General features: G+C 62.4%; 12 protein-coding genes. 5 read left to right on the forward strand and 7 right to left on the reverse strand.

The annotated features are described in order from the left end of the window. Positions 1 to 172 precede the first annotated feature (172 nt). The 4 genes from AC6H4Z_RS17330 to AC6H4Z_RS17345 are packed head-to-tail and all read left to right on the forward strand — an operon-like array spanning position 173 to position 4,592. The gene (locus AC6H4Z_RS17330; RefSeq protein ID WP_497543215.1) at positions 173 to 769 is read left to right on the forward strand and encodes a 2Fe-2S iron-sulfur cluster-binding protein; all 597 of its coding nucleotides are present in this window, start codon (positions 173 to 175) and stop codon (positions 767 to 769) included. After that, entirely contained in the window at positions 766 to 1,752 is a 987-nt protein-coding gene (locus AC6H4Z_RS17335; protein WP_497543216.1) for an FAD binding domain-containing protein, read from the forward strand. The genes AC6H4Z_RS17330 and AC6H4Z_RS17335 overlap by 4 nt, the downstream gene beginning before the upstream one ends. Then, positions 1,749 to 3,911 (forward strand): molybdopterin cofactor-binding domain-containing protein, encoded by a 2,163-nt coding sequence (locus AC6H4Z_RS17340; protein ID WP_497543217.1) that lies wholly within the window; start codon positions 1,749 to 1,751, stop codon positions 3,909 to 3,911. Before AC6H4Z_RS17335 ends, AC6H4Z_RS17340 begins: the two co-directional genes overlap by 4 nt. Positions 3,912 to 3,932: 21 nt before the next feature. Then, positions 3,933 to 4,592 carry an NADPH-dependent F420 reductase gene (locus tag AC6H4Z_RS17345; RefSeq protein WP_497543218.1) on the forward strand — a complete coding sequence of 220 codons (660 nt, stop codon included), beginning with the start codon at positions 3,933 to 3,935 and terminating at the stop codon, positions 4,590 to 4,592. Between the two features lie 4 nt (positions 4,593 to 4,596). On the opposite strand, the gene AC6H4Z_RS17350 is transcribed toward AC6H4Z_RS17345, so the two are convergent. The 4 genes from AC6H4Z_RS17350 to AC6H4Z_RS17365 all read right to left on the reverse strand — a co-directional run bounded on the left by AC6H4Z_RS17350 (position 4,597) and on the right by AC6H4Z_RS17365 (position 9,772). Then, positions 4,597 to 5,091, reverse strand: a complete 495-nt coding sequence (locus AC6H4Z_RS17350; RefSeq protein ID WP_497543219.1) for a cytochrome P460 family protein — start codon at positions 5,089 to 5,091, stop codon at positions 4,597 to 4,599. Between the two features lie 209 nt (positions 5,092 to 5,300). Further along, positions 5,301 to 5,753 carry a DUF1569 domain-containing protein gene (locus AC6H4Z_RS17355; RefSeq protein WP_497543220.1) on the reverse strand — a complete coding sequence of 151 codons (453 nt, stop codon included), beginning with the start codon at positions 5,751 to 5,753 and terminating at the stop codon, positions 5,301 to 5,303. Positions 5,754 to 5,770: 17 nt separating this feature from the next. After that, positions 5,771 to 6,589: an N-acyl homoserine lactonase family protein gene (locus tag AC6H4Z_RS17360; protein ID WP_497543221.1), complete on the reverse strand. Its 819-nt coding sequence runs from the start codon at positions 6,587 to 6,589 to the stop codon at positions 5,771 to 5,773. Positions 6,590 to 6,676: 87 nt separating this feature from the next. Beyond that, positions 6,677 to 9,772: a M14 family zinc carboxypeptidase gene (locus tag AC6H4Z_RS17365; protein WP_497543222.1), complete on the reverse strand. Its 3,096-nt coding sequence runs from the start codon at positions 9,770 to 9,772 to the stop codon at positions 6,677 to 6,679. Between the two features lie 145 nt (positions 9,773 to 9,917). Here AC6H4Z_RS17365 and mscL point away from each other — a divergent pair, with 145 nt between their 5' ends. Beyond that, positions 9,918 to 10,364 carry a large-conductance mechanosensitive channel protein MscL gene (mscL, locus tag AC6H4Z_RS17370; protein ID WP_497543223.1) on the forward strand — a complete coding sequence of 149 codons (447 nt, stop codon included), beginning with the start codon at positions 9,918 to 9,920 and terminating at the stop codon, positions 10,362 to 10,364. Positions 10,365 to 10,403: 39 nt separating this feature from the next. On the opposite strand, the gene AC6H4Z_RS17375 is transcribed toward mscL, so the two are convergent. The 3 genes from AC6H4Z_RS17375 to AC6H4Z_RS17385 form a co-directional block, all read right to left on the reverse strand. Next, on the reverse strand, positions 10,404 to 11,774 hold the full coding sequence (locus AC6H4Z_RS17375; protein ID WP_497543224.1) for a RagB/SusD family nutrient uptake outer membrane protein: 1,371 nt from the start codon (positions 11,772 to 11,774) through the stop codon (positions 10,404 to 10,406). After that, entirely contained in the window at positions 11,774 to 14,803 is a 3,030-nt protein-coding gene (locus AC6H4Z_RS17380) for a SusC/RagA family TonB-linked outer membrane protein (protein ID WP_497543225.1), read from the reverse strand. The genes AC6H4Z_RS17375 and AC6H4Z_RS17380 overlap by 1 nt, the downstream gene beginning before the upstream one ends. A gap of 69 nt (positions 14,804 to 14,872) precedes the next feature. Further along, positions 14,873 to 16,846, reverse strand: a complete 1,974-nt coding sequence (locus AC6H4Z_RS17385; protein WP_497543226.1) for a CocE/NonD family hydrolase — start codon at positions 16,844 to 16,846, stop codon at positions 14,873 to 14,875. Positions 16,847 to 16,952: the final 106 nt, after the last annotated feature.

The following is a 16,952-nucleotide window of genomic DNA, read 5'->3' on the forward strand; positions in this document are numbered from 1 at the left end:
TGCAACGGCTCGCGCAATCTACTAGAGAACGCTAATCACGCTAGGGCCGCGCTCGTTTATTAAAGAACTGAGTATTTCTCCTCTTGGTCTCGTGTCGTGGATCACAATCGACAGCTCGGCTCGCTTGAAGTCGACGTCGACGATTGGCTCGTGACTTGCGCCGCCGCCCGGCATGCCGAAATCCAAGCGCGTGCGTCAGCAGGCGCGACCCACCCGGCCCGTTCGCCCGCAGGCCGATCGTCGCGACAACGGTAGCCAATCGGTCTCGCTGAACATCAACGGAAAAGCATTCGACGTCGAACTCGACGTGCGAACAACGCTGCTCGACGCTCTGCGCGAACACCTTCATCTCAGCGGCACGAAGAAGGGGTGCGATCACGGCCAGTGCGGTGCGTGCACCGTGCTGATCGACGGACGGCGCATCAACTCATGTCTGACGCTCGCCGTCATGCACGAGGGCGACAAGGTCGTGACAATCGAAGGGATCGGCGAACCGGACGCGCTGCACCCAATGCAGGCCGCGTTTCTCGAGCACGATGGCTTTCAGTGCGGCTACTGCACGCCCGGGCAGATCTGTTCGTCGATCGGCATGCTCAACGAAGCGAAGGCAGGCTGGCCGAGTCACGCCACCGCTGACGTCGCATCGCACAAGATCGAGCTGACCGACGAGGAGCTACGTGAGCGCATGAGTGGCAACGTTTGCCGCTGCGCCGCCTATCCCAACATCATCGACGCGATTCGCAGCGTCGCCGGCCAAGGCCGCGCATGAAGCAGTTCACCTATGAGCGCGCCGCCGATGCCGACGCGGCGTTATCCGCAGTGGCGAAGACAGGCGCGAAGTTCATCAGTGGCGGCACAAATCTGCTCGACCTCATGAAGCTCGAGATCGAACAGCCGTCGCACCTCGTTGACATCAGCCGGCTATCGATGCGGCAGATCGACGATGCGCCCGACGGCGGACTCCGCATCGGCGCGCAAGCCGACAACGCGACACTCGCAGCCGACGATCGCGTGCGCACACGCTATCCCCTGCTCTCCCAGGCCTTGCTCGCCGGAGCGTCTGGCCAATTGCGCAACAAGGCGTCGACGGGCGGCAACCTGCTGCAGCGCACACGCTGCGTCTACTTCTATGACACGACCTCGGCGTGCAACAAGCGCACGCCCGGCGCCGGCTGCTCAGCGATCGGCGGATTCAACCGCAATCATGCCATTCTTGGTGCGAGCGACGCCTGCATCGCGACGCATCCGTCCGACATGGCCGTCGCAATGGTCGCTCTCGATGCGCGCGTCGAGCTGCGCAGTGGCAACGGCGGAATTCGCGAGGTATCTCTCCGCGACTTTCATCGACTCCCGGGTACTACGCCGCACATCGAGACGGAACTACACCAAGGCGAGTTGATCACCGCTGTGCTGCTCCCGCCTGCGCCCCCGGGGCGACAGTTCTATAGAAAGGTTCGCGACCGCGCGTCATACGAGTTCGCGCTCGTCTCGGTCGCCGCGATCGTGAAGACCGCCGATTCGCTGATCGCGTCGGCGCGCATCGCCTTTGGCGGCGTCGCGCACAAACCATGGCGCTCCGAGGAAGCCGAGGAAGTTCTCGCCGGCAATCCGGCGACGCTCGACACGTTCCGCGCCGCGGCAGACGCCGCCATGATCTCGGCCGTCGGCCGCGGACACAACGACTTCAAGATCGAGCTCGCGAGGCGCACGCTCATCGCCACGCTCGTCAAGCTCACCGAAGAGCAGACATGATCGGACAGCCAGTCAGCCGAGTAGATGGACCGCTGAAGGTCAGCGGCCGTGCGACGTACGCGTACGAAGAGTGGAGCGTCGGTCAACCGCTGTATGGCTTCATCGTCGGCGCCACGATTGGGCGAGGAAGCATCACCGCGATCGATGTTGCCGCCGCCGAGGCGGCTCCGGGCGTCCGCCGAGTGATGACGCATCTCAATGCGCCGGTACAGGGCAAGGTCGACATGTCGGTTCCGTCGGGATACTCGCGGGCGTTGCCCGTACTATCGACCGCCGACGTGCGTTGCTTCGGTCAACCCGTCGCCCTCGTTGTCGCGGACACCTACGAGCAGGCACGGGCGGGCGCCGGCCTGGTTCAGGTTTCGTACGACGTGGCGCATGGCCTGTTCGACTTCGCGTCGAAAGAGAACAAGGAACAGACGCCGAAAAAGGTGAACGCCGGTAGCCCGGCGGACAGCGTGCTCGGTGACTTCGAAGGCGCGTTCGCGGCATCGCCTGTCCAGCTCGACGAGACCTACTCGACGCCCTACACGTTTTCGCAGCCCATGGAGCCGCACAATTGTATGGCGTCCTGGGACGGCGACGCCGTCACGCTCTACGCGAGCTCGCAGATTGTCGCGGAAGGAAAGAACCGAATCGCCGCGACGTTTGGCCTGGATCCGCGCAAAGTTAGAATTTTCTCACGGTTCGTCGGTGGCGGGTTTGGCTCCAAGCTCGGCCTCCATGCCGAATCGATCCTCGCGGTGTTGGCCGCGCGCGAGCTGAATCGCCCGGTCAAGGTGATGGCGACGCGCCAGCAGATGTTTCACGTCATCGGCCATCGCGCCGCATCGCGGCAACGCGTTCGTCTCGGCGCCGATCGCGACGGTCGCCTGAACGCATTTGCCCATGACGTCGTGGCCAAAATCAGCACTGGCGACGACTACGTGGAACAGACCGCGACCACCGGGCGAGGGCTGTACGCGGCGCCAAATCGGCGAACGACGCATCGGACTGTCGCGCTCGACCTTCCACTCAACGAAGACGTGCGCGCGCCGGGCGAAGCTCCCGGTCAAATGGCGATCGAGCCGGCGATGGACGCGCTCGCGTACGCTCTCGACATGGACCCGATCGACCTGAGGATCAAGAACGAGCCGGCGCTGCACCCGGAGCTCGGCATCCCGTTCGGCGATCGTCGATTGGTCGAATGCATGCGCGAAGGTGCCAAGCTGTTTGGTTGGGAGCGACGTCCGACACAGCCGGCGACTCTCAGAGATGGCCGATGGCTGGTCGGCTACGGAATGGCGGCGTCGATTCGTCCGCACTTCTATGCGCCGACGCAGGTGAAGGTTCGTCTCGAGCACGATGGATCGGTGGTCGTGTTGTCGGACATGACGGACATCGGCACCGGCACCTACACGATTCTCGCTCAGATGGCGAGCGAGGAACTCGGCGTGCCGATGGATCGCGTCCGCGTGGAGCTCGGCGACTCCGATCTACCACCAAGCAGCGGTTCTGGTGGCTCGTGGGGCGCCACGAATGCGTCCGTCGCGCTCTCGCGCGCCTGTCGCAATCTCCGTGACCGTGTGCTCGCCGAGGTCGGAGATGAAGAGCGGGCGTCAGCCGCTGACCTCACGAAGATCGTGGCCGCGAATTTCCCGTCGGGGGTGGAGGGAGTCGGATCGTTCAAGGAGTCGTGGATGGATCCGAAGCCAAAGTCGCATTCACTGATCGCGTTCGGTGCGCACTTCGTCGAAGTCGGCGTCGACGCGGATACCGGCGAGACGCGACTGAGACGAATGCTTGGCGTGTTCGATATCGGGCGCGTGTTCAATGCCAAGACGGCCCGGTCGCAGCTGATCGGCGGCATGACTTGGGGCGTGTCGATGGCGCTGCACGAGGAAGGTGTCGTCGATACACGGACGGGTGCCTTCATCAATCGCGACTTCGCGCAGTATCTGGTTCCTGTGCACGCAGACATTCCGGCCATCGACGCGGTGCTGCTCGACGGTTATGACGCCGCCGCCAACGAGCTCGGTGCAAAGGGCGCGGGCGAGATCGGCAACTGTGGGTCCGGAGCGGCGGTTGCGAACGCGGTGTACAACGCGACGGGCATTCGGGTGCGCGAGTTTCCAATCACGATCGAAAAGCTGCTGCCGGGTCTACCGAGCCGCAGGTAGTCGGACCGAGGAGAGAGTCGTATGAAAATTGGAATCATCGGCGCGGGACATATCGGCGGCACATTGGTCAGGCGCTTGCGCGCGCTCGGGCACGACGTCTCGGTCGCGAATTCACGCGCACCGAGCACTCTCGCCGACCTGTCGAAGGAGACCGGCGCGAAGGCTGTTCCTCTGAAGGACGACGTGAAAGGGAAAGACGTGGTGATCGTGAGCATTCCCGAGAAGGCGGTGCACGATCTCCCGAAAGGGCTACTCGCCGATGCGGGCGACGCCGTGGTCATCGATACCGGCAACTACTATCCGCAGCAGCGTGACGGACGCATCGACGCCATCGAAGATGGACTGGCCGAGAGCGAGTGGGTGGCGCAGGAACTGGGCTGCCCGGTCGTGAAGGCGTTCAACAACATCTACGCGCAACACCTGATGGAGAATGGCCGACCGTCGGGCGACGCGGAGCGAATCGCGTTGCCGATCGCCGGCGATGACCGCGGAGATAAAGCGGTGGTGATGCGGCTGCTCGACGAGCTCGGGTTCGACGCGGTGGACGCGGGGCCGTTGGCCGAGTCGTGGCGTCAGCAACCTGGCACGCCGGTGTATGGAGCAGACCTGGACGTCGAAGGCGTACAGCGCGCGTTGGCGGATGCACAGCCGGAACGACTCCCGGAGTTTCGCGCACGGTGACCGCCTACGGTCGATAGCTGCTCAACACGAGTCCGTCTTTTCGCAGGTTGTCGTGGCAGGTAAAGCATTGCTGGGGAGTCGGCGCGTTGGCGAGCTCGGTCTTGCTGTCTCTTACGAAGCGCTGAAATCCCCAGCCACCCGTGGCCGCGAAGCGCAACGAGTCCTTCACCATGACGTCGAGCTGACGCCGTGGGCCTTCGGCGAATGCGCCGTTGTTGTCACGCATCTCCAGCCAATCGAACGCCACGACCGACCCTTCCGGAAACACGCGCGTCCGATAGCCAATCATGGCTTCAGCGTTCGCGTAAATGTGCTGGAAGCCACCGATCGCAGCGAAGTTCTTGTTGCTTGGCGCGACGAGTGTGCTCTTCACGTGCGCCCAGTTGCGATAGCCTTCTGGGTAGGCCACTGACGCCGCGGCGTGGGACGTTGCAGCCGTCCGCCACGCAACGACGCTGCCGAGTGACGCCCAAAGAACGAGAATGGTTCCGAGTTTCATCGATGTTCTCTCGCAATCGGCACGATCCGCGGGACGAGCCGATGCCTCGTAGATGTGAAACGAAAAGCCGAACATTTTTCGGCTGCGAGGAAACCATCGACTTCGCTCGTCGCGTCACATCGCAAAACAGCCGATAGCTTTTCAGCTATCGGCTGTTCGTTTGATCACTCTCGGGCTTTTGGCTCGATGCGATGTTCCGACGAAAACGGCTACGCGCTGAACTGGCGCAGATGATGGTCGAGATGCTTGTACGCCAGTACGGACCATTCTTGCGGCGTGAGCGGACCGAAGAAGCTGTGTGGGTGAGTGGTGCACCCGGCAGGACCACCGGAGACGAACCGGTCGATCAGCGCGCGTAAGCGTTGCTGTTCTGCTACCAGGCTCCGCTCGTCGCGAACGACCAGCTCTCTCGCTGTCGGAGTATTTCGTCTCAGCGGCTCTGCATTATCAATCGCTAGTCGCTTGATGACGCGGCCTATGACACGGCCCACCAAGGCGCGCGGCGGGCGGATATCTCCCAACGCCATCTCCATACCTGCGGCGCAGTGAGCCATCGCCTGCGCCGCGCTCATCTTACCCCAGAGGCGCTGACTCTCTGGCGTCACGCGCGCGACGCGCGCCTGAATGTCTTTCGCCACCGCGGGCTCGAAGAGACTCTTCATGGCCTTCCCTCCTCTCGCTACTTCGCCGCTGCCGGAAATGCCGGCAGTTTGCCAACGTCTCGCGCGTCGTGCTGAATGATCACGGTTGCTTTCAGATTCGTGGCGATCTGCTTGAACCGCTCGATCGACGCCACCGACTCGGCGCGACTGGTATTGAACGTCGGTACGCCGTTGCCCGCGTAGTTCTCGCGGAAGTGCGTGAGGTCGCCGGTGATCAGCACGTTGCCCATGTCCTTGAGGCGCACGAGTAAACTGTGATGACCCGGGGTATGCCCCGGCATGCCGAGCATGACGACCGTTCCGTCGTTGAAGATGTCTCTGTCGGCTGGCACTGGCTCGACTTTGCTGCCGCCGCTGATCCAATTGGCGAATGGCGCTGAGGTCGTGGCGGCGGCCTTCGGATCCGCGACCACATCCCAGTCGCCCTTGCCGATGAGCAGCGTCGACTGCGGAAACGAACTCACCTGCCCAGTGTGGTCGCCGTGATAGTGACTAATCCCCACGTACTTGATCTGGCTTGGCTTCAGCTGCAGCTGTCCCAACAGGTCGGCGAGACTCGTTTTCGGAGCTGTCGCTGTAGTTCCGGCAGGATTGCCGGTGTCCCAGATCATGTACTCGTCGCCATGGCGGATCAGGTAGCAGCTGTACGTGAGCTGCACCTTCATGCCTTCGAGGGCATAGGTGTCGGAGAATCGGCCGACGTCCGATGGCGCGGCGCCGGTGCCGCAGTCAAGGCGCGTCAGGGTGACGGCAGGCGTACCTTGGGCAAGCGCCAGCATTGGACCGGAAACGCCGACGCCCAGAGCGAAGGCAAATGTGCGCAGTAGTTGTCTCATCTTCTCTTCCGATTGGTTCGACAAACAAACAGCCGACAGCTATTCAGCTATCGGCCGTTTGTTTCGTCACGTCTCAGTACTTGTGTACTACCTCGGATCTAGCTTCCGACCCGCATTCAGATTGTCAAAATTGAGAATCGTATTGAACACCAGCCCATACGTTCCAATGGTCTCGCCGCGATAGAGCGGGTTGATCGAGAAGAGCACCACGTGCCCCTTCTCCAGCGGAGAGTCAACGACCGCCGGACGCTGTGCGATGTCGCCACCGCCGCTCAACAATCCTGATACCAGCAGTTCGTTCAATGCGCCGTAACGAAGCGCGACACGCGGACGTTGATCCGGCGGAATGATGCCCAGCGGGCTGCGAAGCTGCTCTTCCGTCGGCACTGCGTACTGCCACGGCTGAACCGGCGCGCGCTCCGGAGCCTTGAAGCGCTCTTCCAATGCCGGACGTCCCTGCACTTCATCCTGATCGTCCGGATGACCACGGCCCGTCTCGCGGCCCGCGCCACCGGCGCCACGACCACCACCACCGCCCCCACGTCCGCCGCCAGCCGTCGCCGAGACGCCGAAGCTCTCGCCGCCGTCGGTGTACGCGGCGATACCATCTGCAACGCCGTACACGATCGGGCTCGCGTCATCCACGAGACGCGTCTTGAGGAACGTACCCGTCACCGTGCCGCGCGCCGCCGTGTTCATGCCGACGCCATTCGTCATGCCGTTGTCGATCGCGAACTGCGCCGCGCCAACCGAACCGATGTACACGCCGCCGTTCTTCACGAATTTCTGAAGATTCTGCAAACCCTCATAGCCGAGACCCGGGCGCATGTCTTCGGTCTGCGCAAAGGCCGTGATGTTCGGCGTCTCCGGCGTGACCTTCCACGGAATCGGATTGCGCCACATCGGCATGCCGTCGATGATGCTCTTGCTGTTGCCGCCGCCAGGACCAAAGACGATCACGTCGTACTTCGCGTTCAGGTTCGCGTCCTTCGCCACATCCTGCGTGCTGATGTACGTGTACGGGATCTGGTTGAAGTCGAACGCCTGACGCCACCAGCCTTCCGTCTGCGTGCTCTGCCACGTGTGCATGATCGCCACGCGCGCCGCACGCACCGGATGCATCTTCACGCTCGGCGCGCTGGCAACCGCGGTCGCCTTGAGGCCGAGGTCCTTCGTCGCAGCGTCGAGCTCGGACTGGCCGATGCCCTTGATGACGAACGTGCCGCGCTTGTACTGCGTGCCGCCCGACTCGAACGGCTCTTCGGCCGCCTGGATGTCGGCGCTCTTGACCTTGTAGCGCAACGTCGCGAGGCCGTTGTCGGCGTTCGCATTGATGAGGAAGACGCTGCCCGAACCCGTGACGCCACCCGGCGCACGAACTTCGCCCGTCACCTTCGACATTGGCGTGTCGAGCACTTTCGCATCCGTCACGCGTGTCGCCTGAACGGCGAAGCCTTCGGGGAACGTCCAACCGGTGTCGTCGTACGGCGTCTTCTGCGGATCGTTCGGGCTCCAGAACTGATAGTCGAGGAGCGCGTCGGCGATGCGCGAGTACGGCTGGTCCATGCGGATTATGTAGCTGCCCGCCGGGAATTCCTTCGTCTCGGTCGTCGCTGCTGGTGTGGCCAGCGCGGCGGTCGCATCACCCGCCTGCTGCGCACCACCCCGTCCACCACGACCACCTCGGCCGCCAGCACCAACGGCGATCGTCTTGACCGGGAGCGTGACTGAGAACGCCGACGTTGCCTTCGAGATCTCGACGCGCTGCTTCTGCAGCACGCGGAGAAGCTCGGCCTGTGCGCCCGGACGCGGATCGTTCGCCGTCAGGATGTACGCAGCCGGACCTTCCGTCTTCGCCTTGAGGATCGACCGCTTCGACTTCTCATAGAAGTTCTGAAGGAGCTGGCGGCGATTGTTGGCGACGTAGTTGAGCGAGACGAGCAAGCCAGTCTGCTCGTAGTTGTTGTTGTTGCGCAGCGACCACATGACGCGCGGCAGCGGCGGGTTCTGCTTGAACCAGCTGCGCTGCGTGTCGTTGGCGCCGAGGATGCGTTCCTGCGTGTCGGCGCTGCCACCGTTACCAAACGTCTCATAGAGACGGCTGATGCCGTTGTGCGTCGCGGCAATGAACATCAAATAGCCCGGCGACCACGTGTCGAAGTTGCCGTGCGCGAACACGCCCGGCATGCCGTAGCGCGTCATTTCCTGAACGTTGTTCCAACCGATCATCTGCCACTCGTTCGTGAGCAGCGGATCGATCCACGAGTTGTACGGGCCGTCGCCGATCGTGTTGTCGTAGAGGTACGCGACCGACTCGTGCAGATCGTGCAGCACCGTCGCGTTCCAATCGACGTACGTGTTCAACACGTTCTGCGTCAGCTTGAGCGTCATGCCCATCGCGTCGCGGTTGTTGTCGTGCGCGACGTAGTGGCCCCAGTAAATCGCGTTCGGCGGGGTGTCGTTCGGATGGGCGAGCTTCCACTTATAGATGTCGACGATACGATCGCGTCCGTCGACTTCGACGATCGGCGTGATCAGCGTGATCACGTGATCGCGGATGTTCTTGACGAATGGTGCGTCATCGACCGCGAGACGATAGGCGAGCTCCATCAGCGCCGTGGGCGCGCCCGCTTCCGTCGAGTGAATCGTACCGGTGATGTAGTAGACCGGCGCCGCGAGGTTAGCGATTTCGCTGGCGGCCATGTCGTTCATACCGATCGTGCGCGGGTCGCCGAGCTTCGCGAGGTTCGCCTTGTTCGCGTCGAGCTTGGACATCAGCGCTTCCGACGCGATCGCGACGGCGATGTGTTCGCGGCCCTCTTCCGTCGTTCCAATCGAGTAGACCTTCACGCGGCCCGGCATCGCCTTCGCGAGCTGGCGCATGTAGTCATACACTTCTTTGGAGTACGGCAGCTTGCCCGGCGCGCCGGCAATGTCGCCGAGGACGGCCTTGGGCGTCGGCACGCCGGCTTTGGCCGGCATGTAGTCGACGAGCGGCGACAGGAAGAACTTCTCGGTGGTGTACTCGAGGATCTTCTTCGTGTACTCCGCATCGAGCGGCTGCTTTGGATCACGGCCCGGGCGCGATGCGGCGGGATCGTTGCTCTGCTGAGCGACGACCGTGACCGACGGAACAGCCATGAGGGCCAACAACAAACTGAGCGTGGCGGGGGAACGCCGCATGACACAACCTCGTCAAAGTGCGAAAACGGCCCGGCGGCGGAAGCCTGACGGGCACGGAGGGCTTTGGTACTGAACTAAACCTGTTCGATGAACCCGGACCGCGCCAGATTGTAGGCTGCCAAACACCGAGCCCGGGAGCCGAATCATGTGGAAAGAGTTCAAAGCGTTCATGATGCGGGGAAATGTCGTCGACCTGGCTGTCGCCGTAGTGATCGGCGCAGCGTTTGGCTCGATCGTCAAGTCGATGGTGGATGACATCATCATGCCCCCCATCGGACTGCTGGTGGGGCGCCTCGACTTCTCGAACCTGTTCGTCGTCCTCAAAGAGGGAACGAAGGCGGCAGGGCCTTATGCCACGCCGGCCGCAGCGCACGACGCAGGCGCCGTGACGCTGAATTACGGGGCGTTCATCAACAACGTCATCGCCTTCATCATCGTCGGATTCGCGGTGTTCATGCTGATCCGGATGGTCAATCGCTTTGGCGCGAAGCCCGCTCCGGCGGCGCCGAATACAAAGCCCTGCCCGGAGTGCACGATGTCGATTCCGCTCGCCGCCAAGCGCTGCCCGAACTGTACCGCCGTCTTGGCGTAGCGAGCGATGGTGGATGCCCGCCAGTCGTTCGAGGCGGGCTTACGGCACCGTGAACTGCCCCCGAACACCCGAGATGATTTTGCTCGGATCAATGTTCGGGTTGTTGAAGCGCTCGATGTCGGGAACCGGCAGACACACGGTGCCTCCGTACACACCGCCCTGTAGGTACGGTGATCCAGCCGCAGGCACGAGTTCCAGGTTCAGCCGCTCCACGTCGTAGGCGCGAGTCCCCTCGAGAAACAGGACACGTTGCCGTTCGCTGGCGATCAGATCCTTGATCGAGGCGGCGTCCGTCGCGCCGACGTACGGCTTGAGATTGACGGCCGCACGCATCGTGTTGACGATGGCGACTGCCGCTGCGCCGCCCTGGGCTTCGGCGAGAATCAACTGTGCCTCGGCATACCGGGTGATCGGCTGCGGAAGCGCCTCGCCGGCGGTCAGCGACGCCGCGTTGTATTTCACAGGAATGAATACCTGCGAGATGCCGTCGGGCGGAACGCGGGTCAGTTGAACGGTCGCCGAGCGCGGATCGATCTCGTTTTGCTCGGTGCGGAGCGTTCGCGCCGTCGGCTCGACGGTCAACGATCCCGCGGTGGATATCGCCTGGAACACGTGGTTGAATCGACGCGCGGTGACGGCATCCATCGTCGCGTTGAAGACGAACCCTGAAGGCACCAGTTGCGCATCGGCGATCGCGCCCGCCGTGTTGTGTTGATAGAGCCGGACCCTCGCACGTCCGGCCCGGGCAGCGTTCAAGAGGTCATTCGCGGATGGACCGACCGCCTGTGCCGCCGCAATCCCCGAGGTAAACCTCGCCTCGGCCAGCGCAAACATTCCGAGTTGATCGACGAGCGGCCCTCTGTCGAACGCTGCTTGGCACATGGCCATACCGAGCGCGGCGTAGCTGAATCCCGTGTATACGTTCGCTTGCGCGGTGAGGAGCGTGATGTTCGGGACCTGGGCGGCGGTCCAAGCCGCCAAGCTCTTGAGTGCGGCGTCGCCTTCGCCGCGCGCCGTGGACATCGGTGTGTAGACGCCGGTGTTCGACGTGCACGCGCTGGATCCATACACGCCAGAGGTGAAGCCGTTGTCGCGGCGATCGAGATTCCACGTGGCATTCGCTAGCGCCGAATCGTGCAGCTCGTCCGTTCCCAGGCCTTCGGCGATGACGTAGCCTCCCCACGCACATTCGAAATCACTAATCACGCTGTTGACCATGAGCGTGGCGTTGGCAGGGTCGTTGTAGACGTCAGCGCCGACGGAGTTCGGCACTGCGACGTCGAGCAACCCCGACGTTTTGCACGACACGAGCGCCGCCGCGGTGAGCAGCATCAACATCGCACGGCGTGTCATCGTCGACGACATGATCGTTTTGGTCGGAAGGTCACGACCCATTGTCTCGCGGCGCATCAGTAGGTAATCCGGAGGCCGAGGATGAACGACGTGAGCTGAGGATATTCCGTTTGGTCCGTGCCGAGGTTCGAATTCGTACCGCTCCCCCCGGAAAGACTATTCTCTGGATCCAGGCCGGTGTACCGCGTGTGGGTGTGCAGGTTGCGGCCGCTCGCCGTGATCGAGATGGCCTGCGCCCCGAGACGACTCAACAGTCGTGCAGGCGCGTCGTACGACAGCGAGAGTTCACGGAGCTTCCAGAAGTTGGCAGACCGTATGAAGTAGTCCTGGAGCTGACCACCGTTTTGTACCGTGGCGATGACCGCGGGTGAGTACCGCTCCGGATACATGTTCTCGAGACAGCCGACGAATACCTGACACACCTGCTCGTAGTTGGTGTCCGTGCGGCGAAAACCGTCTTGGAAGTCGACCATCGCGTACAATCTGAATCGGCGATAGCGAATGGTGTTCGTCCATGCGCCGGTCGTCGTCGGAACGGTGTGGCCGAAGTAGAGCAGCGGCGCTTGCAAGGTCTGCGATCCGGGTGCGTAGCAGGCAATCGTGCCGCCTTTGCCGTCGTCGCAAACCGGGTTGATCGCTTTTCTCGTCGTCGCGTCGTAGGTCGCGCTGACGACACGATAGGTGAAGAGATCGAATGGCGAGTAGCCAACGCGATGGAAGACGTCGCCAACGGTGCCGATCGCCGTGTTGCCGCCCGTCACATTGATGAGCGTGTCGCTGCCGGCACCCAGCTTCGCGATCTTCGCTGTCGTTGCCGCGATGTTGAAGTGCATGTCCCAGCCGAAATCGCGCCGGTTGAACAGCTGGCCCTTGAGTGCGAGCTCGAGCCCCTTCTTGTCGATGCGACCCGCGTTGATGAACTGTCGACTCGCTCCGAACGCCGTCGACGGCGCAACGGTGCTGGACAGAATCGCGTCTCGTGAAATGTCCTTGAACAGCGTCAGGTCGACGCCGATTCGGTCCTGGAACAGCCCCGCCTCGAATCCCGCCTCGCTACCGACCACGCGTTCCGGTTTGAGGTCCGCATTGCCGATCGTGCTGTTCGTGAGCGTCGTGGTGCCGTTCGCGCCGGCGACTGGCGCCAGTGTGCGCAAAGCCGAATTGCTGAGCGGTTGCTGGCCCGAGGCGCCGTAGGCGTAGCGGAAGCGCAGGTCGTCGATGAAGGACGGCAGTCGCTTGCGCGCCCAGGACTCTTCGCTGGCCACCCACGATGCGCTCAATTTTGGATAGGTCGTGAAGTGGGCATCACTACCGAACGCGCTGTTGTTGTCAACGCGAACCGCGCCCGTGATGAACAGCCGGCCATTGATGCCGAATTCTTGCTGGCCGTACGCACCGAGGGTGTTGTTCTGCACGAATGACGACGTCGGCGTTCCTTTCGTGCCGGTCGCCGAAACGGTTGAAAGTCCCGGCGTTGGGAAATGTTGGCCCGACGCGGCAAGCGTCGTCTGCGTATTCGTGTAGTACTGTGCGCCGAGGGTACTCTTCGCCGTCAGATTCGGGCGCACATCGAAGTGCACCGAGCCGCTGTAATCGTACGTGTTGAAAGTGGTCTGCTGGGTAGTCTCCGATCGCTGACCGTCGAATCGCGAGCCCAGGAAGAACACGATGACGGAATCCGTCTGGAATGGCAGCAGCGAATTGATGTCCTCGAGGGTGTAGTCTGTGCCGAGGAGAAATCGGTGCGACATCCAGGGAAACGGATCGTACTTCACGAGCGCGCTACCAGTAAAACGGCGCACGTCCTGCCAGTTTTCAGTTTTGTTATAGACTTCCGGCGGGCTGACGAAACTGCCGCGTGACCAGCCGCAACCGCGCGGAACCGTGGTAAAGAGGTACTGGCACGCAGCCGCCGTGCGCTGCGGTTGTGCGAACATTCCCCAGATCGGACCTGCCGAGCCGCCTTCGCCGGTCGTCGTCGTTTTGCTCGTCAGGTAGCCGGCGCTCGTCTCGAGGCTGAACTTCGGACTGGGAACGACCGACAGGTTCGTGCGGGCATTCTTCTGTGTTCGCGCGTTCGAGACGACGATGCCTTCGTTGTCCGTGGCTTCGCCGGCTGCGAAATACCGGAAAGCCCCAGCGCCACCGCTGGCGTTCATCGCGTAGTTCCGCGCGTCGCCGGTGCGGAAGAGTGGCGTGCCATTTTCGCGTTCGGTCTTTACATAGTTGATCGACCACACGCTATCCGTCTTTGGGTTGCGCCAGTAGTTCGTCCGCATGCGCCCTTCGGCGTTCTGGAAGAACTGCGAACCCGTTTGCGCAGTGAACGTGTACTTCGTCGCGCCCGCGTCGCCGCGCTTCGTCAGAATGTTGATGACGCCGCGCGCAGCCTCGGTGCCATATAGCGTCGCGGCAGCCGGTCCCTTCAGGACTTCGATGCTCTCGATCTCCTCGGGATTGATGTCGTTGAATCGTGAAATGATGCCGGTACTGCCGTTGTCCGTGCGAATTCCATCGATATAGACGAGTGGTGTGCTCGAGAGAGAAAACGATCCGACGCCGCGGACACGGATCTGCGCGCCCGCGCCCACCTGTCCGGTCGTACCCAGAACGGTGACGCCTGGTGCGCGTCCGCTGAGTAAACTCTCGAATGACGGAATGGCTGTCTGCGCGGTGACGTCCGCGGCGTTGACGGTCGACACGGACGTACCGAGTTCCTTCGTCTGCTGGCCGCCAGCCGTGCCAGTGACGACGAGCGAATTCAACTCGAGGGCCCGCTCGCTCAACGCGATTCTCAGATCGCGCCGCCCGACCTGCACTGTGTCCGTCTCGGGACGGAATCCGAGGAAACGCACGCTGAGGACGACCGTCGTGCCGTTGAGATCGGCGATCGAGAATCGTCCGGAGCCGTCCGTGGTCGCGCCCTTTCCAGGCACGCCGACGACCCCAATCTGAACGCCAGCCAATGGTCGCTGCGACCCCTCGGCGACGACGGTACCCGCAACGCTCCCGCTTTGCGCATACACCAGCGGCGGCAGCGCGAGCAGCGCAACGAGCGCGGATACGATCGGCCGGAATGCTGTCATCTCAGTCTCCCTCGGTGGTGGCGGACTCGCAGCAATTCAACGTTTACGAACGACGACTCACGACTCGGATCACGGAACGATGTGCGACGGAAGAACCATCAGGTCGAGGTGCGACGGCTGGGACGCGGAGTGATAGACACGCTGCGTCGCCTTGACGAAGTCGGACGGCTTCGCCGAGTAGATGTCCATGAACTTGTGCGGATTGCGATCAATCAGCGGGAACCAACTGCTCTGCACCTGCACCATGATGCGGTGGCCGGGTTGGAACGTGTGGTTCTTGTCGCGCAGATCCCACTCGATCGATGTCGGCTGATTCGGAACCATCGGCTCAGGCTTGACCAAGCTCTTTCGATACTTCGCCCGTACCACTTCGGCGCCGACGAGCATCTGGTAGTTTCGCATTCTCTGATCACCGCCGCCGCCACGCCCGCCGCGTCCCGCAGCGCCGGCTGGTGTGCCGTCCGCCGCCGGGACGTTGTCCGGAAAGACGTCGATCAACTTCACGACGTAGTCCGCATCCGTGCCCGACGTCGCGACGCGCATCTTCGCCAGAATTGGCCCGGCGATCGTCATCGGCTCTTTCAGCGGCTCGGTCTGGTAGACCATCACATCGGGACGCGTGGACGCAAACCACTGATCTTCCACCATCCAGAGAAACCCCTGGGTCGGGCGCTTCTCCGTGGTGAACGGCACCGGATGCGCCGGATCATCAACCCAACTGTCGAAGGAGTCGGTGGCGCCGGAGTTGGTCGGTGGGCTGAATGACAGTTTGCCGCCGGGCTGCAGGTAGAGCGACTTGCTCGTCGCCTGCTTCGGTGGCCACTGGTCGTAGGTCTTCCACACGTTCGTGCCCGATTCGAAGACAACCGCTTCGGGAAGCTGCTTCACCGGCTTGTCTTTCAGATAGCGCTGGAAGAACGGAAGCTGAACCTCGTTTCGGAAATAGTCGCCGGTCGCCGAGCCGAACTTCACAGCACCGAGCGAATCTCCGCCACCTGCTCCCCAACCGCCGTGATTCCACGGGCCGACGACGAGCGTGCTCTTATTGCCCGGATTGTTCTTCTCGATCGTATAGTAAATGCTCATCGGCCCATAAAAATCTTCCTGGTCGAACCACCCGGTGACGTTCAGCACGGCCGGCGTGATGCCCGTGAGATTCTTGAGGGCGTTCTGGTCCTGCCAGTACGAGTCGTAGTTGGGGTGCTGCAGAAAGTCGTTCCACGTCGGAACCTGGTCGTGGAAATACAGCTCGTTGACGCGAGCAACGGTTCCAATATTGAGATAGAAGTTGTACGCGTCTGTCGTTCCGTAGTTGAACGGCGCGCCACGCTCGGTCGTCTGTGCGCCCCGCGGCCTAGCGTTCCCGGCTAACCAGCTGAACGTGTACATGAAGCGGAACGCGCCGTTGTGATGGAAATCATCGCCGACGAACATGTCCGAGGGCGACGACTGCGGTGACGCGGCCTTCAATGCCGGATGCGCGGCGATCATTCCCATCACGGTCTGCCACGCCGGGTATGAAATGCCCCACTGCCCGACTCGCCCGTTGTTGCGCGGAATGTTCTTGAGCATCCAGTCGATCGTGTCGTAGTTGTCGCTACTCTCGTCGACGTCGCCGTTGCTCTTTTTGTTCGGTTTGTAGGGATTCATCACCCGGAACGTGCCTTCCGAGCGGAATTTTCCGCGCGCGTCTTGGTACACGAAGATGAATCCATCCCGGTCGAATTCCGGCGACGGGCCAAGCACACGTTTGTAGTCGGTCAGCGGATACGGCGGAATGCCGTACGGCGTGCGCAAGAGCATGAACGGCCAGCTCTGCGTCGTATCCTTGGGCGTGTACACGATGGTGTACAGCTTCACGCCATCACGCATCGGGACCATGTACTCGGCTTTGTTGTAGTTCTGCCGAGTGTACATCGTATCCTGCTGTGCGGCGCTGGCCTGCGCGATGGCAGAGGAAGCGGCGAGGGTGGTAGCGAGCGCGACGGCTACGGACTCGCGTCGCACTCTGTTCGGAAGAACGACCAAGCGGCTGCGCGGCATATCGTGTCCTCAACGAGCGTGGGACAGCTGCGGCGGGCCTAGTATGAGCGATCCATTCGGACTGTGCAAGAGTCAACTCTGAAACAGTCGACCATTGCGGTATACC

Source organism: Leucogemmata humicola (genome assembly GCF_055379415.1).